Origin of the sequence: Hansschlegelia zhihuaiae (assembly GCF_004103825.1) — a bacterium.
In the GTDB taxonomy this organism is placed as follows: domain Bacteria; phylum Pseudomonadota; class Alphaproteobacteria; order Rhizobiales; family Methylopilaceae; genus Methylopila; species Methylopila zhihuaiae.
Genome location: NZ_RYFI01000021.1, coordinates 14,061 through 36,734 on the forward strand (window position 1 = coordinate 14,061; position 22,674 = coordinate 36,734).

Below are 22,674 nucleotides of genomic sequence, written 5' to 3' on the forward strand. Positions count from 1 at the left end.
GTTCCGGGCCTGCGCCTCGACGCTCTCGGGCATCGTCATGGCGACATAGTCGTAGCCGGTCGTGCCGGACACGAAGACGAAATCGCCGTCGACCACCGCGCGGCTGTAGCCCGAGGCCTTTTCGAAGGGCGAGCCGGTGGAGATGAGGCGGCGGGTCATGAAGCGCCTTAAAAGAAGAATAGAGCTAGGAACATCCGCCAAGCGCCACACGCCTCCTCCACCATGCTTCGCATGGTCCCCTCCTCCGCGAGCGGAGGAGGATCAGAAACGGCGCCGTCAGCGCTCCTCCCCTGCGTCAGCGGGGGAGGGGGACCGCTAAGCGGTGGAGGGGGCCGGCGCGCCCCGCTCCCCCGCCCTCAGGCCCAGGGGCGCTCGTCGGCGAGCCTGCCCTCGAAGGCGTCGATGCTCGCGGCCTTCTCCATCGTCAGGCCGATGTCGTCGAGGCCCTCCAGCAGGCAGCGCTTGCGGAACGGGTCGATGTCGAAACGCACCACCCCGCCGTCCGGCCCGCGGATCTCCTGGGCGGCGAGGTCGATCGTCAGCCGCGCGTTCTGCCCACGCTCCGCGTCGTCCATCAGCTTGGCGTGGTCTTCCGGCGAGACGATGATCGGCAGAATGCCGTTCTTGAAGCAGTTGTTGTAGAAAATGTCGGCGAACGAGGTCGAGATCACGCAGCGGATGCCCTTGTCGAGCAGCGCCCAGGGGGCGTGCTCGCGCGACGAGCCGCAGCCGAAATTGTCGCCCGCGACCAGGATCTCGGCGTTTCTGTAGGCCGGCTTGTTCAGCACGAAGTCCGGGTTCTCGCCGCCGTCGGCGTCATAGCGAAGCTCTGAGAACAGACCCGCGCCGAGGCCGGTGCGCTTGATCGTCTTCAGGTACTGCTTGGGGATGATCATGTCGGTGTCGATATTGATCATCGGCAGCGGCGCGGCGACGCCGGTCAGCGTGGTGAAGCTTTGCATGGTCGCATCTCCTGAAGCCGCGTGTCATGCTCCGCCCGGGCGCGCCGGTCAACTCTTGGACGGGGCGCCGGCCTGCGTGGCGCGAGGTCCTGAGCCTTAGATGATCTTTTCAGTGCATATCCCCAAGACCGCGGGCACGAGTTTCAGACGCGCGCTCGAGGAGCGCTTCGGGTCGCGGCTCGCGCTCTACTACGGCGTCAAGGATCCGAAGACGACGGAGGGGCTGAGGGTCCCGCGGGAGGAGGTGCCGGCAGCCGCGGCGCGGCTCGCCGAGCAGGGCTACGAGGTTCTGCACGGCCACTACCCCTTGCGCCTCGTCGCGCCGCTGATCACCGACGCCTCCGCACAGGTCTGGACATGGCTGCGCGACCCGGTCGACCGGACGATCTCGCAGTTCGACTTCTACAGGGAGCGGCCGCTGGAGCTGAAGGCGCTGGCGGGACGGGTCAAGGCCGGCGAGTTCGATCTCGACGACTTCGCCAAGATCAAGGGCGTCCGCGACCTGCAGACGCGCTATCTCAAGGGCTTCGCGCTGTCCCAACTCGCATTCGTCGGCATCGTCGAGCAGTTCGAGCTCGGCCTGGCGCTGCTGTTCGGCGACCGGGCACCGGAGCTCAAGCGCCGCTACAACGCGACCGACCAGCGCTCCAGGGCCGACGCCGACCAGCGCACGCGGATCGCGGAGCTCAACGCCCGCGACATGCAGCTCTACGCCGAAGGCCTGCGCCTGTTCGTCGACCGGCTCGCCGCGGCGTCCGACGTCTCGGCGCCGGAACGGCCGACCGCCGCGGGCTCGACTCTCGTGAAGCGGCTCATGCGGAAGGTGGCGTGACCGCCGGTTTCAAGTAGTCGAGGCGACGACGTCCTGCGTGCTTCGAGACGCCGTCCTTGCGGACGGCTCCTCGGCATGAGGAGCGTATGTGCTCTGGCATCCTGAAACGGTCCTCATGCTGAGGAGCCCGCGTCTCCGCGGGCGTCTCGAAGCACGCATGACCGCGATCCCAGATTGCGCCGAGTCCGCCGCCCCTCAGCCTTCGATCGGCCGCGCCTCGTCGGGCAGCATGATGGGGATGCCATCGCGGATCGGATAAGCGAGCTTTGCGGGCTTCGAGATCAGCTCCTGGCGCTCCGAATCATAGGTCAGCGTCGCCTTGGTCAGCGGGCAGACCAGGATCTCGAGCAGCTTCGGGTCGATCCCGCCGGCGCGGCGGCCGTCTTCGGTCATATCTGTCATTGCAGCGACGAGCTCGCGTCTCCACGCGCGCGGGCCAGATCCATCTCGGTCACGGCGACCAGGATCTCCGCGCGGCTCTTCAGATCTGCGGCCTCGAGCAGCGCCTGCTTCTCGCGCGGGCCGAACGGGCTCATCATCGCGAGCGCGTTGACCAGCGCCTCGTTGGGCGCCCGGCGGATGCCGTCCCAGTCGGCCTCGAGGCTGTTGGCCGTCAGGTAGTCCTTGAGGGTCTTGAGCAGCGCGTCGCGGTCGACATCCTCCTGGCCTTCGCCGGGCGCGAGATCGCTCGCGAACTCGTCGAAGGCCGCGCGCACTTGGCGATAGGGCGTCGTCGCCATGACCTCCTCGACCACGCGGAAGCGCGCGACGCCCGTCAGCGTGACGAGATAGCGGCCGTCGCCGGTCTCCCCTATGGCGGTGAGCCGTCCCGCGCAGCCGACCCGCACCAGATCGGGCCTGTCCTCGTCCTCGGCGGATTCCGGGTCCGGCTGGATCATGCCGATGATGCGATGGCCGCGGATCGCGTCCTCGACCATGGCGAGATAGCGCGGCTCGAAGACGTTCAGCGGCATCTCTCCGCGCGGCAGCAGCAAAGCTGCGCGCAGGGGGAACACCGGGATCACGCCCGGCAGCTCGTCGATCTTGTGGTAGGTGACGTTCGAAGCCATCTGCGCCGCTGATTTTATCAGGCGAACAGTAGGGAGGACAGCCGTTTGCGGCCGGCGATCGTGCTTTCGTCCTTCGGTCCCCAGGCCTCGAACAGCTTCACCAGCTCCTTGCGCGCGCCGTCGTCGTTCCAGGTCCGGTCGCGGCGCACGATCTCGAGCAGGTGATCGAGCGCCTCCTTGCGCAGGCCGGCGGCCGCCAGTCCGACGGCAAGATCGAAGCGCGACTGATGATCGGCCGGGTCGGCGACGACCTTCGCCTCGAGCGGCGCGAGGTCGCCGACCGCCGAGGCGCGCTCCGCGAGGTCGATCTGCGCCTTGACGGCCGAGATCGCAGGGTCGGCGGCGTTGGTCGCCTCGGCGAGCGCCGCCTTCGCGCCCTCGACGTCGCCGGTCGCAAGCCGCGCGCGGGCGAAGCCGGCGAGCGCCGGGGCCGAATCCGGCTCCTCGGCGAGCAGGGCCGCATAGATCTCGGCCGCGCCGGCGGCGTCGCCCGCCTCGAGCGCCGCCTCGGCTTCGGCGAGCAGGTCGCCGACCTCGTCGGGCAAAGCCTCGCCGATCAAGCGTTCGATAAACGCCTGCAGGCGCGACTCCGGCAGCGCGCCCACGAAGCCGTCGATCGGCTGGCCGCGGCGGAAGGCGATCACGGCCGGGATCGACTGGACGCCGAGTTGGCCCGCGATCTGCGGATGCTCGTCGATGTTCATCTTGGCGAGCCTGACCTTGCCGCCGGCGGCGCGAACCACCTTCTCGAGCACGGGGCCGAGCTGGCGGCACGGGCCGCACCAGGGGGCCCAGAAATCGACCAGCACCGGCGTCGTCACCGATGCCTGCACGACGTCCGCCATGAAGGTCTGCGTGGTCGTGTCCACGACGAGGCCGTCATCGGCGACGGCTTTCTCCCCGGCGGCGAGCATGCGTGAATGCCTCCGTGTCGGCGCGACGCGTCGCGCCCACCATCTTCAAGTCGGGTCAGAAATGGGGGAAGCGGCGAAGGAATGCAAACCTTGGCTCCCTCCCGCCCTATGACCTTTCGCAGGGGCCGCGGGCAACACCCGATTTGTGATAGCGGGATGGGACGAAAAAGCTCTTTGCTGCACTGCACAAACTATGGCATCACCGCCACGACATTCAGAGGATCTTAACGTCATGGACGCGTCTCCTCCTGCCCGTCGCCCCAAGGTCGTGATCGTCGGCGCCGGCTTCGGCGGGCTGACGGCGGCCGTCAAGCTCGCCAAGGCCGAGGTCGACGTGACGGTGATCGACCGCCACAACTACCACTGCTTCCAGCCGCTGCTCTATCAGGTCGCGACCGCCGAACTGTCGCCCGCCGACATCGCCTGGCCGATCCGCCACGTGCTGCGCCGGCAGAAAAACGCGCGCGTCCTGCTCGGAACGGTGCAGGCGATCGATCTCGAAAACCGCAAGGTCGTGGCCGACACCGTGACGCTCGACTTCGACGAGCTCGTGCTCGCGACCGGCGCGACGCACTCCTATTTCGGCAATGACGAGTGGGAAAAATCCGCGCCCGGCCTCAAGCGCATCGAGGACGCGACCATCATCCGCCGCCGCCTGCTGATGGCCTTCGAGCGGGCGGAACTGTCGGACGATCCGGCCGAGCGCGAGCGGCTGCTGACCTTTGCGATCGTCGGCGCCGGGCCGACGGGCGTCGAGCTCGCCGGCGCGATCATCGAGGTCGCGCGGCAGGTCATGCCGAGCGAGTTCCGCCGGATCGACCTCAGGACCGCCCGCGTCATCCTGATCGAGGCCGGCCCCCGGGTGCTTCCGGCCTTCCCGGAGTCGCTCAGCGACTATACGCGGCGTTCGCTGGAGGACATGGGCGTCGAGGTCATGACCGACACGCGGGTGACCAAGGTCGACGAGACCGGCGTCGACCTCGAGCATGGCCGGCTGGACGCCGCGACCGTGATCTGGGCCGCCGGCGTCGTGGCGTCGGGCGCCGGGCGCTGGATCGGCGCGGAGAGCGACCGCGCGGGCCGCGTGATCGTCGAGCCGAACCTTTCTGTCCCCGGCCGTCCCAACGTCTTCGTCATCGGCGACACCGCCGCGGTGAAGCGGCCGGACGGCTCGCCGGTCCCCGGCATCGCCCCCGCGGCGAAGCAGATGGGGGCCTATGTGGCCGACGTGATCGCCTCGCGCGCCCGCGAGGCGGTCCCGCCGCCGCCTTTCAGATATGTCCACCAAGGCGACGTCGCGACGATCGGCCGGCGCGCCGCGGTGATCACCCTGCCTTACGTCAATCTGAAGGGAATGATCGCCTGGCTGTTCTGGTGCGTGGCGCACATCTACTTCCTGATCGGCACGCGCAACCGGATCGCGGTGGCGTTCAAATGGGTCTGGGACTTCATGACCTTCCAGCGCGGCGCGCGGCTGATCACCGACCAGCGCGACCAGATCTGACGGGCCTTCGCCGATCGTCGATCACGCGCCTGCGAGCGGAACGATGTCCTAAGCCGGGAGGTTGAGTCGTCACCTGCATGGGAGGCGACGACTATGATGAAAGGCGGACTTCTGTGGCTGATCGGGATTCCGCTCCCGATCATCATCATCCTCTGGCTGCTCGGCTATCTGAGCTGAGAGCGGGCCGCGGGCGTCGGCTCCGACCGACGCCCGCCCCTCACAGGTTCCGGAGATGGCGGGCCGGCTTTTCGCCGAGCACCCGCCACGTCCCGATCAGGCCGAGCGCGATGGTGACGACCAGCGCCGCCAGCGCCGCCGCCCCGGCGCCCAGCGGGTCGAAGGCGAATTCGATCTTCATGATCTCGGTCGTGACGCCCCAGGCGGCGAGCGAGCCGACCGCCAGGCCGAAACCGGCCGTGACAAGTCCCAGCAGCGCATATTCGGCCGCGAAGGCCCGAATGAGCCGGCCCCTGGTCGCGCCAAGCGTCTTCAGGATCACCGCCTCATAGACCCGCCGGCGGTGGCCGGCCGCGAGCGCGCCGGCGAGCACGAGCACGCTCGCGAGCAGCGTGACCCCGCTCGCGACGCGGATCGCGAAGGCGAGATTCTCGACCACCGTGGTGATCGAGGTCAGCGCGTCCTTCACGCGGATCGCCGTGATGGCCGGGAAGGCGCGGGTCGCCTCGCGCATCAGCGCGAATTCCTGCGCGTCGGTCCCGCCGTCCGGGAAGGAGAGCGTGGCGAGGTTCATGTAGGGCGCGCCCGCAAAGGCGTTCGGCGAGAACACCATGAAGAAATTGATGCCGAGCGTCTCCCAGGCGATCTCGCGGAAGTTCGCGACCTTGGCGTGGATGTCCCGGCCGAGCACGTTGACCGAAATCTCGTCGCCGACCGAGAGCCCCAGCGCCTTGCCCAGCCGCTGGTCGAACGAGACCAGCACGTCGCCGGTGTGCCCGGGCGCCCACCATTCGCCCTCGGCGACGCGCGAGCCTTCCGGCACGTCGTCCGCGAAGGTGACGCCGCGGTCGCCCCGCAGCGCCCAGCGATATTCGGGATCGACCGAGACCTCGTCGATCGCCTTGCCCTTGATGGACGAGAACGACCCCCGAAGCATCGGCACGCTTTCGAGCGTCGCGCCCGGCGCCTTGTCGCGGATCAGCGCAGCGAAGGCGTCGCGCTCGGCGGACGGGATGTCGAGGAAGAAGAAGGACGGCGCCTTGGTCGGCAGCTCGTTGGTGAGCTGCCGCCGGATCGAGGAATCGATCAGCGTGAGCGTCACGAGGAGCACGAGGCCGAGACCGAGCGACAGCACGACCGAGGGCGTCAGCGCGCCCGGCCGGTGGACGTTGGCGAGCGCCAGGCGGAGTTCGGTCGCGCGCGGCTTCGGCGCGCGGGCCGCGAGCCGCATGATGCCCCAGGCGACGACCCTCAGCGCCACGAAGGTCCCGGCGGCCGCGACGACGAAGACGGTCGCGATCCGCCGGTCATAGGCCGCATAGACCGCGAGGCCGCAGAGCGCGGCGGCGAGCGCGAACGTCGCGATCGCATAGGCCGGTCGCGGAAAACGCCGCTCCGGCGCGACCTGGTCGCGAAACAGCGCGGCGACCGGCACGTCGTGGGCGCGGCCAAGCGGCCAGACCGCGAAGGCGAGCGCGGTCAGCGCGCCATAGGCGAGCGCGAGGCCGAGCTCCCGCGGATAGAGCGCCGGCTCGATCGGCAGCGGCAGCACGCTTCCGATCACCCCGGCCGCCGCGAAGGGCAGCGCGGCGCCAATTGCGAGCCCGATCGCGACGCCGAGCGCGCCGAGCGCCGAGACCTCGACGAGATGAATGAGGAACACAGTCCCGCCCGAGGCCCCGAGGCTCTTCAGGGTCGCGATCGTGTCGCGCTTACGCTCCACGAAGGCCGCGACCGCGTTCGCGACGCCAACGCCGCCCACTACGAGCGCGGCCAGCCCGACGATGGTCAAGAACTGGGTGAAGCGGCCGACATTGCGCTCGAGCTGGGGCGCGGCGTTGAAGCGCGACGTGGCGTTGAAACCCGCGTCCTTGGCCTCGCGCTCGACGTCGGCGACGAGCCGGCGCACCGCGGCGTCGTCGCTCGCCGCCGCCGGCAATGCGACGCGGTAGGACCAGCGCACGAGGCTGCCAGGCTGGATCAGGCCCGACGCTTTCAGCGCCTCGTTCGAGACCAGCATGCGCGGACCGAAGCCGACGCCCTCCGACAGACGATCCGGCTCGCGCGTCAGGCTGGCCCGCAGCTCGACCTCGATTGAGCCGACCGACAGGCGGTCGCCGGGCTTGAGGCCGAAGCGGGCGAGCAGCGCCGGATCGACGGCCGCGCCGAAGCGCCCGTCGCGGTTGGCGAGCGCGTCGGACAGCGGAACGGCGGGTTCGAGCGCGGCCTGGCCGACCATCGGCCAGCCGCCGTCGACCGCCTTGAGCTCGACCAGCGCGGCGTCGCCGCCGGCCGTCCGCGCCATCGCCCTGAGCGTCGCGACTTCGGCGACTTGGCCCTTGGCCGTGAGCACGGCGCGCTCCTCCGGCGTCGCCTCGCGGTGGAGCAGCGCGAAGGCGGCGTCGCCGCCCAGAATCGTGCGGCCCTCGCGGGCGAGGCCTTCGGTCAGTCCGCGGGCCAGCGAGCCCACGCCCGCGATCGCCGCAACGCCGAGGGCGAGGCACAGCAGAAAGACCACGAAGCCCTGGACGCCCGCCCTGAGCTCGCGGGCGGCGAGGCGGAAGATGACGTTGGGAGCGAAGGAACGGGAGCGACGCGCTGCGTGCTTCGGGACGGCCCTCCGGGCCTCCTCAGCATGAGGGAGGTCTGAGGACGCCAAAACTCAAATACTCCTTATGGCTCGAGGAAGGCCGCCACAGGCCGCCCTCTCGAAGCGCGCAGCCGGCCCATGCAGCCGATCCGTCACGCGGCCTGCTCCGTCTCGGTCTCGATGCGGCCCGAGCGCAGTCGCACGACGCGCCCGCAGCGGGCCGCGAGCGCCGGGTCATGCGTGACGAGGACCAGCGTCGCGCCGCGCTCGGCGCTCTTGGCGAACAGCAGGTCGGCGATCTGCTTGCCCGTCGCCTCGTCGAGATTGCCGGTGGGTTCGTCGGCGACGAGGATCTCGGGCCGCGAGACCAGGGCGCGAGCGAGCGCGACGCGCTGCTGCTCGCCGCCCGACAGCTGCGCAGGATGATGCTCAAGCCGTTCGCCGAGCCCGACAGCGACCAGCTCCGCCCGCGCCCGCTCGAAGGCGTCGGGCTCGCCCGCGAGTTCGAGCGGCGTCGCGACGTTCTCGATCGCCGTCATTGTCGGGATCAGGTGGAAGGCCTGGAACACCACGCCTATGTTCCGGCCCCGGAAGCGCGCCAGCGCGTCCTCGTCGAGCGTGGTGAGCTCCTCTCCGAGCGTGCGGACGCTCCCCGAGACCGGCTTCTCGAGCCCGGCCAGGACCATCAGCAGCGTGGACTTGCCCGACCCCGAGGGCCCGACGAGTCCGACGGCCTCGCCGCGGGCGATCTCGAGCCCCACGTCCTTCAGGATGTGGACGCGGGCGGCGCCTTCGCCGAGCGCGACATTGACGCCATGGAGTTCGATCGCAGTCATGATGCCCTTGGGTTCCGGCCGCTCGCCGCTGCGGCGCAGCATCAGCCGATATAACGACGCTCACGCCGACCGCCACCCGTCACGGCGCGCCGTGACGGCCGCCCTGGCGCTGTCTCTCGCAACCGTGATGGGCTTGAGGCCCGCCAAGGCGGCCGAAACCGTCCGCCTTGTCGCGCTCGGCGACAGTCTTACGGCGGGATACGGATTGGCGAGGCCGGATGGCTTCGCGCCCAAGCTCGAAAAGGCGCTTCAGGCCGGCGGCCGCTCCGTCACGGTCGCGAACGCCGGCGTCTCGGGCGACACTGCGAGCGGCGGCGCCGACCGCGTCGATTGGTCTGTCCCCGAGGGCTCGCACGGCGTCATCGTCGAACTCGGCGCGAACGACATGCTCCGCGGCGTCGATCCCAAGGTCACGCGGGCCGCACTCGAACGCCTGCTCGACCGGCTGCAGACCCGAAGGATCCCGGCGATGCTGGCCGGCATGCGCGCCGCGCCCAATCTCGGACCGGACTACCGGCAGGCCTTCGACCGCATCTATCCTGATCTCGCCAGGGAACGGGGGCTCCTGCTCTACCCGTTCTTCCTCGAAGGCGTCCTGGGCGATCGGACCCTCAACCTGCAGGACGGCCTCCACCCGACAGCCAAGGGCGTCGAGGCGATCGTCGCCGGCATCCTGCCGAGCGTCGAGCGATTCCTGGACCAGATCGCGGCCGCCCGCTCCTGATGCGATCCCGCGCGGACGATCGGCTGGGGAGAGCGGCCGTTCTGTCGACCGCGCGCCTTGAAATCGCGATCGCCCGGCTCTTTCGTGGACCGTAAGGCGGCGCCTCGCCGCCGCGTGAAAGGATCCGACACGTGCCGCGGCTGTTCACCGCCATCGAAGTGCCGGACGAGGTCGGCGACGCGCTCTCGACCTATCGCGGCGGGCTTTCGGGCGCGCGCTGGATCGACGTCGAGAATTACCACATCACGCTACGCTTCCTCGGCGACATCGACGAGGAGACCGCGCATGAGGCGGCCTATCAGCTCGGGACCGTGCGGCGCGCGCCCTTCGACGTGGTGATCGAGGGGCTCGACGCCTTCGGGGGCGAACGGCCCCGCGCGCTGATCGCGCGCGTCGCGCCCTCGCCCGCGATCATGGAGCTGCAGGCCGAGCATGAGCGGCTGATCCGCCGAACCGGCCTGCCGGCCGAGAAGCGGAAGTTCACGCCGCATGTGACCCTCGCGCGGCTGCGCGACGCCTCGCCGCGCGGGGTCGCGGAGTATCTCGGCCTCCGCGGAGGCCCGCCCGGCCTCGCCTTCCGGGCCGAGCGCTTCGTGATCTACTCGTCGCGCGATTCGGTCGGCGGCGGCCCCTATCTGGTCGAGGCCGCCTATCCGCTGCGGTGACGCCGGTCATCCGAAAAGAAATGCGGCCGCTGTCCTGCGTGCTTCGAGACGCCGTCCTGGCGGACGGCTCCTCAGCATGAGGAATGTGGAGGATGGCAAGCGCAAACCTCCTCATGCTGAGGAGGCCTGAAGGGCCGTCTCGAAGCACGCAGACCAGTTGGGCCATTTGTGCTTTGAGGCCGGGCCTCAGAACCCCGCCGCCGCCCGCACGATCCGGCGCTTGAGCGCGGGCGCGCGGTCGACCAGCCCCATGCCGATGTCACGCAAGGCCCGCGTCGCCTCGTGGCCGAACAGACGATAGAGGCCGTCGGTCGCGGCGGCGAGGCTGGCGGCCTCGAAGCGGCGGGCGCGCTCGTAAGCTCCCAGCGTCGCCTCCGCGCCGAAATCCTCGCCGCGCCGCGCGGCGTCCGCCACGATGCTGCTCAGCGCCGCGACGTCGCGTAGCGCGAGGTTGAAGCCCTGCCCGGCGAGCGGGTGGACGACATGCGCCGCGTCGCCGACGAGCGCGATCCGCGAGCCCACAAAACTCCGCGCCAGCAGGAAGCGGAGCGGAAATGCGCCGCGCGGGCCGGCGAGCGAGACGTGGCCGAAGGCCGGACCCGCGCGGCGTTCGACCTCCGCCACGAAGGCGTCGTCGTCGAGCGCGGCCATGGTCTCCGCGACCCCGCGCCGCTCACTCCAGACGAGCGACGACCGGCCCCCCGAGAGCGGCAGCATCGCGAACGGGCCGCCGGGCAGGAAATGCTGGACCGCCACGCCGCCATGCGCGAACTCATGCGCGAGCGTCGCGACCAGCGCGGTGTGGTCGTAGGTGAATTCGTGGGTCGCGATCCGCGCGCGGCGGCGGGTCTCGGACCGTGCGCCGTCGGCGGCGACGAGCAGCCGAGTCGAGATCATCCGGCCGGACGCCAGCGAAAGATCGAGCCAGCCGGACCGGGACGAATGACGCGCCACGGCGTCGGCTTCGAGCGGGATCGCGACGGCCTCAGCAGCGCCCCGCAAGGCGCCCCGCAGATCGCCGTCCATCACCATGTGGGCGAAGGGCTGCCCGTCGGTCGTGGGTTCGCCGACCTCGAGGAACGCCGGCCGGAGCGCGTCCTCGAGGCGGCTGTCGGTGATCCTCAGCCCGGCCACGGGGGTTGCGCCCGCCGGCCAAGCGCCGACGCCGTCGAGCAGGCGCCTGCCGTCCGCGGCGATCATCGACGCGCGGGTCTCCGTCCGCGCCGGACGTGCGAGGGCAGGGTCGAACACCGCCAGTCGCAGCGAAGGCCCGAGAGCGCGGCGGAGCGCGAGCGCGAGCGCGAGGCCGGTCGGGCCCGCGCCGACGATCGCGACGTCGAGGATTTCTGCGCTCTGGCGTTCGCTCATGGCCGCGAGTCTAGAGCCCGACCCGCGGCGATGGAAGCGCTCAACCCGTGCGGCTGCACTTCCAGGAGGCGATCCGCCACTCCGGATGGTCGGTCCCCCATTCGGCGACGATCGGCTGCGCCTCGAACACGCAGGCCATCGACGAACCGTTGAACTCGATGAGTTCCTGTCGGCAGATTTTGGCGTCCGCCTGAAGGCAGACCATCATGATGAGCGAGATCAATCCCACCTCCCAGCGCGCCCCGCTGCGATGAACGCGCGACGAACCGCACTCGATCCCGCGTGGGCCTCAAATCGGATCAGTTGAAACGGCTCGAAGGTCCGGCTTGACGGGCTCCTCATGGCGGCGATGCTCGCGGGCCGCACGCCACGAGGTAGCCCCCGCATGTCCGCCGTCTCCGAACTGCTTCGGATTCTCGACCTCGAGCCGCTCGAGGTGAACCTGTTCCGGGGACAGTCGCCGCAGACCGGCTGGCAGCGGGTGTTCGGCGGGCAGGTGGTCGGACAGGCGCTGGTGGCCGCCACCCGCACCGTCGACGGCCGCCCGGCGCATTCGCTGCACGGCTATTTCATGCGGCCGGGCGATCCCGCCGCGCCGATCATCTACGAGGTCGAGCGCATCCGCGACGGCCGCTCCTTCGTCACCCGCCGGGTGGTGGCGATCCAGCACGGCCAGGCGATCTTCTCGATGTCGGCCTCCTTCCATTTCGACGAGGTCGGCTACGAGCATCAGATGGACATGCCGGAGGCGCCGCGGCCCGACGAACTGCCAAGCGAGAAGCTGCTCAAGGAGCAGCTGATGCCCACCATGCCGCAGGCGATCCGCTCCTATTTCGAGCGCGAGCGGCCGATCGAGCTCCGGCATGTCGACCCGATGCGCTATGTCGACGGCAAGCCACGCCCGCCCATGCAGAGCGTGTGGATCAGGACGACCGCGCCGCTGCCCGACGACCCGGCGATCCATCAATGCGTGCTCGCCTACGCGTCCGACATGACGCTGCTCGACGCGGCGCTCGTGGCGCATGGTTCGTCGGTGTTTTCGGGCGAGATCCAGGCCGCGAGCCTCGATCACGCGATGTGGTTTCATCGCGCGTTCCGGGCCGACGAGTGGCTGCTCTATACGCAGGACAGCCCCTTCGCGGGCGGCGCGCGCGGCTTCACAAGGGGCCGGATCTACACAGAACAGGGCCAGCTCATCGCGTCGGTCGCGCAGGAAGGCCTGATCCGCCGACGCCGAAAAGACTGACCGGAACGGCCTTCGGCGCCCAATCGCTGGGCTCCGCCTCGCCGCACCCACAATTGTCGGACTAATTTTTGATCACTATGCCTTTTTAATGGGCACGCAGCCGGGCAGGCATCGTAGCCGTCTGCGCCTGCGCCCCTCGACGAAGCGAAAACAGCAGAAAACACAATCGGCTCCCGGAGTTGGCACGCGGCTTGATTGCCATGGCGCGGCGAGGCGTGGGGGCGGCAGGCTTCCGTGCGCGCCCGATACAGTCGTCAACAGTCGACGCGTCCCGCGAGGCGTCTCGCGCGGAGGCGGCAGGCCAACGGGGAACGCGACGCATGAAATTCGTGATGGCCATCATCAAGCCGTTCAAGCTGGACGAGGTGCGCGACGCCCTCACCGGCATCGGCGTCCACGGCCTGACCGTCACCGAGGTGAAGGGCTACGGTCGGCAGAAGGGGCACACCGAGATCTATCGCGGCGCCGAATACGCCGTGAGCTTTCTGCCCAAGCTGAAGATCGAGGTCGCGGTCGCGTCCGAGTCCGTCGAGAAGGTCGTCGAGGCGATCGCCTCCGCGGCCAAGACCGGCCAGATCGGCGACGGGAAGATCTTCGTCTACTCGATCGACCAGGCGGTGCGCATCCGCACCGGCGAGACCGACACCGACGCCCTGTAACGGCGCGGCCGACGCGCGAACACCCTCATAGAGACGTCTTCGGGAGCACCTTGATGAAACTGAGTTCCGTACTTCGCTGGGGGGCGCCGGTCCTGGCGGTCGGCCTTCTGGCGGCCGCGGGCGCCTACGCCCAGGAAGCCGCCGCGCCGGCGGCGGACGCCGCGGCCGCAGCCGCGCCTGCCGCCCCCACGCCCAACAAGGGCGACACGACCTGGATGCTGGTCTCGACCGTGCTGGTCCTGCTGATGACCGTGCCCGGCCTCGCGCTGTTCTATGGCGGCTTGGTCCGCACCAAGAACATGCTGTCGGTCCTGATGCAGGTGATGGCGATCGCCTGCCTCGTCATGATCATCTGGGCGGTCTACGGCTACTCGCTCGCCTTCTCTGACGGCGGCGGCCTCAACAGCTTCGTGGGCGGCTTCTCGAAGGCCTTCCTCGCCGGCGTCACGACCTCGACCACGGTCGAGAGCTTCTCGCGCGGCGTGGTGATCCCCGAGCTCGTCTTCGTGTGCTTCCAGATGACCTTCGCGGCCATCACCCCGGCGCTGATCGTCGGCGCCTTCGCGGAGCGCATCAAGTTCTCGGCGCTGTTGCTGTTCACGGTGCTCTGGGTCACGTTCATCTACTTCCCGATGGCCCACATGGTCTGGTGGTGGCCCGGGCCGGAGTTCGCCTCGACCAATCCTGCCGAAGCCACCGTCGCGGGCGCGGGCCTCATCTGGTCGTTCGGCGCGATCGACTTCGCGGGCGGCACGGTGGTCCACATCAACGCGGGCATCACGGCCCTGGTCGGCGCGCTCGTGCTCGGCAAGCGCGTGGGCTACGGCAAGGACCTGATGGCCCCGCACTCGCTCACCATGACGCTGATCGGCGCCGGGCTGCTGTGGGTCGGCTGGTTCGGCTTCAACGCCGGTTCGAACCTCGAGTCGAACGGCTACGCGGCGCTTGCGATGATCAACACCTTCCTGGCGACCGCCGCGGCGGCCCTCGCCTGGATGTTCGTCGAGTGGATGGCGAAGGGCCATCCGAGCATGCTGGGCCTCGCCTCGGGCGCGATCGCAGGCCTCGTGGCCGTGACTCCGGCCGCAGGCTTCGCCGGCCCGATGGGCTCGATCGTGCTCGGCATCATCGCCGGCGTGATCTGCTTCGTGGCCTGCACCAGCATCAAGAACGCGCTCGGCTATGACGACTCGCTCGACGTCTTCGGCGTCCATTGCGTCGGCGGCGTCATCGGGGCGATCCTGACCGGCGTGCTGGTCAATCCGGACCTCGGCGGCGCCGGCGTCGTCGACTACACGCTCGACAACGGCGCGGGCACCGCGGGCGCCTACTCGCTCGCCACCCAGGTTATCGCGCAGTGCAAGGGCGTGCTGGTCACGCTGGTCTGGTCGGGCGTCGGATCCTTCATCCTCTACAAGATCGTCGACGTGATCGTCGGCCTTCGCGTGACCGAGGAGAAGGAGCGCGAGGGTCTCGACATCACCGAGCATGGCGAGCGCGCCTACAACATGTGAGCCGTCGGGCGCCGCCAGCGCCCGTCCCCGCTGAAGACAGGCCCCGGAGCGATGCTCCGGGGCCTTTTTTGCCCCTGTCCCCGCCCCTCAGGCGCACCGTCCGGCGACCGAAGTAAGCGCGCTTTAACCACCCGCCCCCTACCGTCTCTTCAACGATCGGCCGCGCTCTGCGGCCAAGCAGCGAAAACAGGTTGGCGCGGCGGATGATGGCATCGGGCGGACAGGCGGACGCGCGGCTCCGCGCTCCGCGCAAGACCCCCGGCCGGATCGCGCGCAGGAGCTTCCGATGGCCATGCGCGCGCTGAGGCCCCGTCCGAGGGGATTCCAGACCGTCAGCGTGCTGCCCGACGGCGTGCGGTCGATGCTGATTCGCCGCGCCGTGGAGCTCGGCGGCCTCGCGCTGGTCGGCGTCGCGGCGCTCGCGGGCGTCGCGCTCGCCACCTGGTCGGCCCAGGACCCGAGCTTCAGCCACGCGACCGACGTCAAGATCCACAATCTGCTCGGCGCGCCCGGCGCGGTGCTGGCCGACCTGCTGACCCAGGCCTTCGGGCTCGCGGCCGCGGCCTTCGTGCTGCCGGTCGGCGTCTGGGGTTGGCGGCTCATGACCCAGCGCTCGATCGAGAGCGAGAAGGTCAAGCTGGCCTTCTGGCCGCTCGCCGCCGTGCTGCTTGCGGGCGTCGCGGGCCTGACGCCCGCGCCCGCCTCCTGGCCGCTGCCGGCCGGTCTCGGCGGCGTGGTGGGCGACCTGTTCGCGGTCATCGCTGACGGCGTCGGCCTGACGGCCGCGGTGGCGCGCGTTCCGGCGGCCTGCGTCATCGCCTTGTTCGGGCTCGTGGCCTTCGGGCTCGCGATCGGCCTGATCGCGCCGAGCGAGCGGAGCTTGGTCGCCCCGCGACCCACCGAACGCCGCGAGCCGGCGCCGACCCGCGGCGCCGAGGTCCCGCCGCCCTCGCGCGGCCGGTCCGCGCCCGCCGAGCGCGAAACCGAACCAGAGTTCTACGACGAGGAGGACGAGGACGACCGCCGCCTCGTCTCGCTCGGCCTCGTCGCGCATTGGGCGCTCTCCGCAAAGGCCGCGATCGCGCGCGCCATCGCGCGCCGCCGCGGCGACGCGCTGCGCGACGAGCGCTCGCTCTCCAACATCCTCGCGCGCGCGAGCCGCGAGCCCGACGATTTCGGCGCCCGCCGCGACCCGAGCTTCGACGCGTCCGGCGAGCCGTACGACTACGATCTCGACGGCGAGCCGGTGCTGCGCGCGCCGCGCCCGACCGGCGTGCTCGGCGGCGCGCCCCTGCAGCTCGCCCGCGGCGGCGAGCCGTCCGGACGGATCACCCGGCCCGCCGGCGCGCTGCGCCCCGGCCGGCGCGCGGCCCGCGAGGCGCAGCCCGACCTGCTCGACCGCGACCATTACGAGCTGCCGCCGCTCGCGCTGCTCGCCGAGCCGAAGAAAGGCGCGACGCCGACGGTCAGCCAGGACGCGCTGGAGCAGAACGCCCGGCTGCTCGAAGGCGTGCTCGAGGATTACGGCGTTCGCGGCCAGATCGTGAATGTGCGGCCCGGCCCGGTGGTGACGCTCTACGAGCTCGAGCCCGCGCCCGGCATCAAGTCGAGCCGCGTGATCGGGCTCGCGGACGACATCGCCCGCTCGATGAGCGCCGTCGCGGCGCGCGTCGCGGTGATCCCCGGCCGCAACGCGATCGGCATCGAGCTGCCCAACGCCAAGCGGGAGACCGTCTTCCTGCGCGAGCTGCTGGCCTCGTCGGACTTCGAGAAGTCCAAGATGCGTCTGCCCTTGTGCCTTGGAAAGACGATCGGCGGCGAGCCCGTCATCGCCGAGCTCGCCCGCATGCCGCATCTGCTGATCGCCGGCACCACCGGCTCGGGCAAGTCGGTCGCCATCAACACCATGATCCTCAGCCTGCTCTACCGGCTGAAGCCGGAAGACTGCCGGCTGATTATGATCGACCCGAAGATGCTGGAGCTGTCGGTCTATGACGGCGTCCCCCACCTCCTGACGCCGGTCGTCACCGATCCCAAGAAAGCCGTGGTCGCGCTCAAATGGGCGGTCCGCGAGATGGAGGACCGCTATCGCAAGATGTCGAAGCTCGGCGTCCGCAACATCGACGGCTTCAACGCCCGCGCCCAGGCAGCGATCGAGAAGGGCGAGGCCATCACGCGGACAGTCCAGACCGGCTTCGACAGGCAGACCGGCGAGGCGGTCTATGAGCAGGAGGTGATGGAGATCGGGAAGCTGCCCTACATCGTCGTGATCGTCGACGAGATGGCCGACCTGATGCTCGTCGCCGGCAAGGAGATCGAGGGGGCGATCCAGCGGCTCGCCCAGATGGCGCGCGCCGCCGGCATCCACATCGTGATGGCGACCCAGCGGCCGTCGGTCGACGTCATCACCGGCACCATCAAGGCCAACTTCCCGACCCGCATCTCCTTCCAGGTCACCTCCAAGATCGACAGCCGGACGATCCTCGGCGAGATGGGCGCCGAGCAGCTGCTGGGGCAGGGCGACATGCTGCACATGCAGGGCGGCGGCCGCATCGCCCGCGTCCACGGCCCCTTCGTGTCCGACGACGAGGTCGAGGAGGTGGTGGCGCATCTGAAGCTTCAGGGCGCGCCGGACTATCTCGACGCCGTCACGGCCGAGGAGGATGAGCACGGCGCGGACGAGGACGGCGCCGTTTTCGACAAGGGCGCGTTCGGCGAGGAGGGCGGCGACGTCTACGACCAGGCGGTCGCGGTCGTGCTGCGCGACAAGAAGTGCTCGACCTCCTACATCCAGCGCCGCCTGCAGATCGGCTACAACCGCGCCGCCTCGCTGGTCGAGCGGATGGAGAAGGAGGGCGTGGTCGGCCCCGCCAACCACGCCGGCAAGCGCGAGATCCTGCTCGAAGCGGAAGGCGCCGACGACGCGGCCTAGTCAGTCCGCGACGAGCCGCGCGACCACCGACGCCGGGTCTCCCAGGAAGCGCCTGTAGAGGCGCACATGGTTGAGCTCCTGATAGGCGCGGCGCGAGACGCCGGTCTCGTCGAGCTCGTAGATCAGCGCGTCCGGCAGCGCCATCAGCAGCGGGGAGTGCGTCGCGAGCACGAAGCGGGCTCCTTCGCCGCAAAGCTGGGCGATGCGGGCGATGACCTCGAGCTGAGTCTCGGGGGCCAGCGCGGCCTCCGGCTCGTCCATGAGATAGATCCCGCCGCCACGGAAGCGATGCCGCAGGAGCTTCATCACAGCCTGGCCGTGGGACATCTCATGGAGGTCCTGCCCGCCGTAATAGGTCTTGATCGGCGGGCCGAATGAAGGCTCGGAATCGAGCCGACGCATTTCGGTGGCAAAGACGTGATAGGCGTCCGCCCTGTAGAAATAGCGGTCCGTGTTACGCGGAATGCGGCGAGCGAGCCGCATGACGGAGTGAAGCGCCGACAGCGTCCCCGCGGTGTCGAAGCGGAAGTTCGGCGAGCCGCCCTCGGGGTTGCAGCCAAGTTGCGCCGCGATCGCCTCCATCAGCGTCGACTTGCCCGAGCCGTTCGCCCCGACGAAGATCACCACCGGCGCGTCAAGATCGATCTCGTCGATCCCGGCGATCGCCGGAAGGTTGAAGGGATAGGTTTCCCGATCCTCGACGCGGCTCCAATCGATGCGAAGCGACAAGAGCACTGCAGACGCTCCGGGTTATGCGCGCCGAGGCTTCCGCATAGGCGCCTTAAATCGCCATGATGGGACACTAGCTATGGCGCCGAGTCGAGACGCGACCACAGTCTCAACCCATCAGGACGTTGAACGACCATGACGCTTCCCCGCCTGATCGGCGCCCTCGCCCTCGCGGCGCTCATCGCCTCCCCGGCCGTCGCGGGGCCGCAGGGCGAGTCGCTCGATCCGCCGCCGCCGGCCTCGCTCCGCCTCGCCGCCGCCGGGGCCGGCGTGCCGCCCGGCCAGCTCGACGCCGCGCAGCGCGCGACGCTCCAGCGCGTCAACGCCTATTTCAACTCGATCCAGAACGTGACCGCGAATTTCGAGCAGGTCGGCCCCGACGGCTCGCGCGCGGTCGGCAAGCTCTATCTGTCGCGGCCCGGAAAAATCCGGTTCCAGTACGCGCCGCCTTCCCCGCTTGAGATCGTGGCCGACGGCTCGTCGGTCTCGGTCAAGAACCGCAAGCTCGCGACCCAGGAGCTCTGGCCGCTCAGCCAGACGCCGCTGCGCTTCCTGCTCCAGCAGAATGTCGACCTGACCAGGAACGCCAATGTCCTCGGGGTCTACCAGGAGCCCGAGATGGTCTCGGTGGTGCTCGAGGAGAAGAACGCGATCGGCGGCAAGGCGCAGATCCAGCTGATGTTTTCGGGCAAGGACTACGAGCTGGCGCAGTGGACCGTAACGGACGCGCAGGGCATGGAGACCTCCGTGATGCTCTCGGACGTGACCGCCCAGGCCAAGCTCGACGACAATCTGTTCAAGATCGTGCAGCAGCGCTGGCCGGTGCAGCGGCGCCCCTGACGCTCGGATTCGAGGCGTAAGAACCCTCTTCACGTGCCGTTACGATTTCACGCACTCGTGCGCTTGACGGATTGCGCACGAACGACCATCTCGACGGTCGAGCGAGGCGCTGTCGAACAGCTGCGTTCCCCCCGTCGCAGCCTCGACGAAATCACCTCGTTTCCGCCGCTCCTCCGATCGGCGGAGCGCCAAGCGCGCGGACGCCCGGCTTTTCCCCCGAGAGCCGGGCGTCTTTGCGTTCCGGGCCCGGCTCGCCTAAAGCCCTCTCTCCCGCCGGTCGCCCAAGTCCTCCATGCCGCTCCGCCTCGCCACCTGGAACATCAATTCCGTGCGCCTGCGCATCGGGCTCGTGGCCAAGCTCGTCGACGAGCACGCGCCCGACGTCCTGTGCCTGCAGGAGACCAAATGCGCTGACGACCATTTCCCGCTGAACGACATCCGCAAGCTCGGCTACGCCCATGTCGCGATCCACGGCCAGAAGGGCTATCACGGCGTCGCGACCTTCTCGCGCTTCCCCTTCGTCACCACCGCCAAGGAGCGCTGGGCCGACAAGGACGACGCCCGCCACCTCGCCACGACCTTCGCGGCCGGGCCGCTCGAAGGCGTGACGCTGCACAATTTCTATGTCCCGGCCGGCGGCGACGAGCCGGATCCGACGATCAATCCGAAATTCGCCCACAAGCTGCAGTTCGTGCGCGAGCTCCATCAATGGTCCGAGCGGATCGCCGAGACGGACGCCCGCATCATGGTGGGCGACCTCAACATCGCGCCCGACCCGTCCGACGTCTGGAGCCACAAGCAGCTGCTCAGGGTGGTCTCCCACACGCCGGTCGAGACCGAGGGGCTCGACGCCATGCGGCTCGCCGGGCGCTGGGTCGACGCGGTCAGGGCGCATGTCCCGCACCCCGAGAAGCTCTATTCATGGTGGAGCTACCGCGCGGCCGACTGGGAGGCCTCCGACCGCGGCCGCCGGCTCGACCATGTCTGGGCGAGCGAGGACGTCGCGGCGCGCTCGACCGGCGTCGAGATCCTCAAGGCCGCGCGGGGCTGGGACCGACCGTCTGACCACGTGCCGGTGATCGTCACCTTCGGCTGAGCAAGCGTCGTCCCGGACGGCCCAAAGGCCGATCCGGGATCGTCCGAAGGATGAAGCTCAATCCTGATGACGATCCCGGCTCTCCGCTTCGCTCCGGCCGGGATGACGGCAAGGCCTATTTCCTCAGCAGCGCCTCGATCGACTGCAGCTCGGCGATGTCGGCTTGCAGGCGGGCGGCGATGCGGGCGTGGAGCTTGCGCGCGAGGTCCGGATATTCGTCGAACAACCGGGCGAACAATCCGCGGGCGATGCGCAGCACCTCGGTCGGCTCGGCGGCGGTCGCGGTCGCGGGCCGGGCGGCGTCGGCGATCAGAGCGAGCTCGCCGATCAGGCTCGCGCGGCCGACCCGCTTCTCGACGCCGCGCCGCGCGAGCGTGATCGCGCCCGACACGACGACATAGCCCGAATCCGCGCGGTCGCCCTCGCGGAACAGCACGTCGCCCTCGCCGAGCCGGACCCGATCCGCCGAGAAGGCGATGAGCCGCTGCGCGTCGCGCCCGAGCTGGTCGAGCATCGGCGTCTCGCCGAGCGTCCTGATATCGTCCTCGAGCGCCACGCGCCCCCGCTACGCAACTGCCTAAAAGCCCGTCTCAAGGAACGAGCTTATAGCCCCCCGCTTCCGTGACGAGCAGCCGCGCATTGGACGGGTCCGCCTCGATCTTCTGGCGAAGACGATAGACGTGCGTCTCGAGCGTGTGAGTCGTCACGCCCGAATTATAACCCCAGACTTCCTGAAGAAGCGTTTCGCGTCCGACCACGGACGAGCCCGCGCGATACAGAAAACGCAGAATCGCGGTTTCTTTCTCGGTCAGCCGGATTTTCGCGTTCTTCTCGGTGACCAGCATCTTGCCGCCGGGCCGGAACGTGTAGGGTCCGATGGTGAAGACCGCGTCTTCGCTCGCCTCGTGGCTCCGGAGCTGGGCGCGGATGCGGGCGAGCAGCACCGCGAAGCGCACCGGCTTCGCCACATAGTCGTTGGCCCCGGCCTCGAGGCCCAGAATCGTGTCGGCGTCGGAATCCTGGCCGGTCAGCATGATCACGGGGCCGCGGAAGCCGTCGCGGCGCATCACCTTGACGGCCTCGCGGCCGTCCATGTCGGGCAGGCCGACATCCATCAGGACCAGGTCGACGTGATCGGAGCGCACATGCGCGATCGCCGGCTGCGCAGCCGGCGCCTGGGCGGCCTCGAATTCGTCGTGAAGGTCGAGCTGCTCGGCGAGCTCTTGGCGGAGGTCGGCGTCGTCCTCGACGACAAGAATCTTGCGCTTTGTGGCCATTCAAAATCTCTGGAAAGCCGGCTTCCGTCGTCCGACCGCCGTGAAGTAGAGCACCGACCCCGCATTCGGCAAGGCGGCGGAGCCCCGCACGGGGAGGGCAGGGAGTTTGAAACAATGACGCGAATCGTCCGGCGGCGCATCTCGCGGGTCGACGTCAGGGCCCTGACGGGAGACCGCGCGAAGGGCCGGCTGACGGTCGGCCGCGCCGCCTTCCCCTGCGCGCTGGGGCCCGCCGGAATCGTGGTCGCGAAGCGCGAGGGCGACGGCGCCACGCCCCGGGGCGCGCTTGCGATCCGGCGGCTCTGGCGGCGGGCCGACCGCGGCCCGAGGGTCGCGTCGGGACTGCCCCAGCGGGTCGCGCGGCGCGGCGACGGCTGGTGCGACGCGCCCGGCCATAGGCTCTATAACCGACTGGTGAAGCTACCTTTTCCGGCGTCGCACGAGGTCATGTACCGGGACGATGGGCTCTACGATCTGGTCGGCGAACTCAGCTGGAACGACCGGCCTCCGCGCCCCGGCCGCGGCAGCGCGATCTTCCTCCATGTCGCGAAGCCCGGCTTCCCGCCGACCGCCGGATGCGTCGCGCTCGCGCCCGCCGCGCTGCGTCGCCTGCTCGCCCGCATCGGACCCAAGACGAGGCTCTGCATCGCGGTCGGCCCGCGCAAGCTCTCCAGCCTCCCTTAACGTCGTTCCGCGCCGCCGCGCGGTTCTGACGAAGTTGTCAGAACCCACCCCCGCT

General features: G+C 69.6%; 23 protein-coding genes. 11 read left to right on the forward strand and 12 right to left on the reverse strand.

Annotated elements, in window-relative coordinates; all coding sequences use genetic code 11:
• Both EK403_RS23410 and leuD read right to left on the reverse strand, forming a co-directional pair.
• Window positions 1-159: RidA family protein (locus EK403_RS23410; protein WP_487327330.1), on the reverse strand; the 159-nt coding region annotated here is incomplete at its 3' end.
• A gap of 197 nt (window positions 160-356) precedes the next feature.
• Complete coding sequence (gene leuD / locus EK403_RS18325) at window positions 357-962, reverse strand: 3-isopropylmalate dehydratase small subunit (RefSeq protein WP_128778910.1); 606 nt, start codon at window positions 960-962, stop codon at window positions 357-359.
• Window positions 963-1,062: 100 nt separating this feature from the next.
• Between leuD and EK403_RS18330 the strand changes: the two genes are divergently transcribed.
• On the forward strand, window positions 1,063-1,794 hold the full coding sequence (locus EK403_RS18330) for a hypothetical protein (RefSeq protein ID WP_128778911.1): 732 nt from the start codon (window positions 1,063-1,065) through the stop codon (window positions 1,792-1,794).
• Between the two features lie 195 nt (window positions 1,795-1,989).
• Here EK403_RS18330 and EK403_RS18335 read toward each other — a convergent pair whose 3' ends face one another.
• From EK403_RS18335 to trxA, 3 genes are read right to left on the reverse strand one after another with little or no spacing between them, the layout of a single operon-like run.
• Entirely contained in the window at window positions 1,990-2,187 is a 198-nt protein-coding gene (locus EK403_RS18335; RefSeq protein WP_428979630.1) for a Trm112 family protein, read from the reverse strand.
• 5 nt (window positions 2,188-2,192) lie between these two features.
• Window positions 2,193-2,864, reverse strand: coding sequence for an LON peptidase substrate-binding domain-containing protein (locus tag EK403_RS18340; protein WP_128778913.1), 672 nt, complete (start codon window positions 2,862-2,864; stop codon window positions 2,193-2,195).
• A 17-nt stretch (window positions 2,865-2,881) separates the two neighbouring features.
• Window positions 2,882-3,778 carry a thioredoxin gene (trxA, locus tag EK403_RS18345; protein ID WP_128778914.1) on the reverse strand — a complete coding sequence of 299 codons (897 nt, stop codon included), beginning with the start codon at window positions 3,776-3,778 and terminating at the stop codon, window positions 2,882-2,884.
• A gap of 232 nt (window positions 3,779-4,010) precedes the next feature.
• Between trxA and EK403_RS18350 the strand changes: the two genes are divergently transcribed.
• Entirely contained in the window at window positions 4,011-5,282 is a 1,272-nt protein-coding gene (locus EK403_RS18350; RefSeq protein ID WP_128778915.1) for an NAD(P)/FAD-dependent oxidoreductase, read from the forward strand.
• Between the two features lie 217 nt (window positions 5,283-5,499).
• On the opposite strand, the gene EK403_RS18355 is transcribed toward EK403_RS18350, so the two are convergent.
• Window positions 5,500-8,118 carry an ABC transporter permease gene (locus tag EK403_RS18355; protein WP_128778916.1) on the reverse strand — a complete coding sequence of 873 codons (2,619 nt, stop codon included), beginning with the start codon at window positions 8,116-8,118 and terminating at the stop codon, window positions 5,500-5,502.
• A gap of 83 nt (window positions 8,119-8,201) precedes the next feature.
• On the reverse strand, window positions 8,202-8,885 hold the full coding sequence (locus EK403_RS18360; RefSeq protein ID WP_206659584.1) for an ABC transporter ATP-binding protein: 684 nt from the start codon (window positions 8,883-8,885) through the stop codon (window positions 8,202-8,204).
• Window positions 8,886-9,012: 127 nt separating this feature from the next.
• Here EK403_RS18360 and EK403_RS18365 point away from each other — a divergent pair, with 127 nt between their 5' ends.
• Together EK403_RS18365 and thpR are read left to right on the forward strand one after the other, a co-directional pair.
• Window positions 9,013-9,609 (forward strand): arylesterase, encoded by a 597-nt coding sequence (locus tag EK403_RS18365; protein ID WP_128778970.1) that lies wholly within the window; start codon window positions 9,013-9,015, stop codon window positions 9,607-9,609.
• A 131-nt stretch (window positions 9,610-9,740) separates the two neighbouring features.
• Window positions 9,741-10,274, forward strand: a complete 534-nt coding sequence (thpR, locus tag EK403_RS18370; RefSeq protein ID WP_128778918.1) for an RNA 2',3'-cyclic phosphodiesterase — start codon at window positions 9,741-9,743, stop codon at window positions 10,272-10,274.
• A gap of 186 nt (window positions 10,275-10,460) precedes the next feature.
• Here thpR and EK403_RS18375 read toward each other — a convergent pair whose 3' ends face one another.
• Complete coding sequence (locus EK403_RS18375) at window positions 10,461-11,642, reverse strand: FAD-dependent monooxygenase (RefSeq protein ID WP_128778919.1); 1,182 nt, start codon at window positions 11,640-11,642, stop codon at window positions 10,461-10,463.
• Window positions 11,643-11,682: 40 nt separating this feature from the next.
• Window positions 11,683-11,865 (reverse strand): hypothetical protein, encoded by a 183-nt coding sequence (locus EK403_RS18380; RefSeq protein WP_128778920.1) that lies wholly within the window; start codon window positions 11,863-11,865, stop codon window positions 11,683-11,685.
• A 162-nt stretch (window positions 11,866-12,027) separates the two neighbouring features.
• Here EK403_RS18380 and tesB point away from each other — a divergent pair, with 162 nt between their 5' ends.
• The 4 genes from tesB to EK403_RS18400 all read left to right on the forward strand — a co-directional run bounded on the left by tesB (window position 12,028) and on the right by EK403_RS18400 (window position 17,993).
• The gene (tesB, locus tag EK403_RS18385) at window positions 12,028-12,888 is read left to right on the forward strand and encodes an acyl-CoA thioesterase II (RefSeq protein ID WP_128778921.1); all 861 of its coding nucleotides are present in this window, start codon (window positions 12,028-12,030) and stop codon (window positions 12,886-12,888) included.
• A 320-nt stretch (window positions 12,889-13,208) separates the two neighbouring features.
• Window positions 13,209-13,547 carry a P-II family nitrogen regulator gene (locus EK403_RS18390; protein WP_128778922.1) on the forward strand — a complete coding sequence of 113 codons (339 nt, stop codon included), beginning with the start codon at window positions 13,209-13,211 and terminating at the stop codon, window positions 13,545-13,547.
• A 53-nt stretch (window positions 13,548-13,600) separates the two neighbouring features.
• Window positions 13,601-15,061, forward strand: coding sequence for an ammonium transporter (locus tag EK403_RS18395; protein ID WP_128778923.1), 1,461 nt, complete (start codon window positions 13,601-13,603; stop codon window positions 15,059-15,061).
• Between the two features lie 292 nt (window positions 15,062-15,353).
• Complete coding sequence (locus tag EK403_RS18400) at window positions 15,354-17,993, forward strand: DNA translocase FtsK (RefSeq protein WP_206659586.1); 2,640 nt, start codon at window positions 15,354-15,356, stop codon at window positions 17,991-17,993.
• Here EK403_RS18400 and EK403_RS18405 read toward each other — a convergent pair whose 3' ends face one another.
• A complete protein-coding gene (locus tag EK403_RS18405; protein WP_128778924.1) occupies window positions 17,994-18,728 on the reverse strand; it encodes an AAA family ATPase in 735 nt (244 codons plus the stop codon).
• A 129-nt stretch (window positions 18,729-18,857) separates the two neighbouring features.
• On the opposite strand from EK403_RS18405, the gene EK403_RS18410 reads away from it, so the two are divergent.
• Together EK403_RS18410 and EK403_RS18415 are read left to right on the forward strand one after the other, a co-directional pair.
• Window positions 18,858-19,562 (forward strand): outer-membrane lipoprotein carrier protein LolA, encoded by a 705-nt coding sequence (locus EK403_RS18410; RefSeq protein WP_128778925.1) that lies wholly within the window; start codon window positions 18,858-18,860, stop codon window positions 19,560-19,562.
• 292 nt (window positions 19,563-19,854) lie between these two features.
• Entirely contained in the window at window positions 19,855-20,658 is an 804-nt protein-coding gene (locus EK403_RS18415; RefSeq protein ID WP_128778926.1) for an exodeoxyribonuclease III, read from the forward strand.
• Window positions 20,659-20,773: 115 nt separating this feature from the next.
• Here EK403_RS18415 and EK403_RS18420 read toward each other — a convergent pair whose 3' ends face one another.
• A complete protein-coding gene (locus tag EK403_RS18420) occupies window positions 20,774-21,214 on the reverse strand; it encodes a cyclic nucleotide-binding domain-containing protein (RefSeq protein ID WP_128778927.1) in 441 nt (146 codons plus the stop codon).
• Between the two features lie 34 nt (window positions 21,215-21,248).
• Window positions 21,249-21,935: a response regulator transcription factor gene (locus tag EK403_RS18425; RefSeq protein WP_128778928.1), complete on the reverse strand. Its 687-nt coding sequence runs from the start codon at window positions 21,933-21,935 to the stop codon at window positions 21,249-21,251.
• Between the two features lie 114 nt (window positions 21,936-22,049).
• Here EK403_RS18425 and EK403_RS18430 point away from each other — a divergent pair, with 114 nt between their 5' ends.
• Window positions 22,050-22,619: a L,D-transpeptidase family protein gene (locus EK403_RS18430; RefSeq protein ID WP_128778929.1), complete on the forward strand. Its 570-nt coding sequence runs from the start codon at window positions 22,050-22,052 to the stop codon at window positions 22,617-22,619.
• Window positions 22,620-22,674 lie beyond the last annotated feature (55 nt).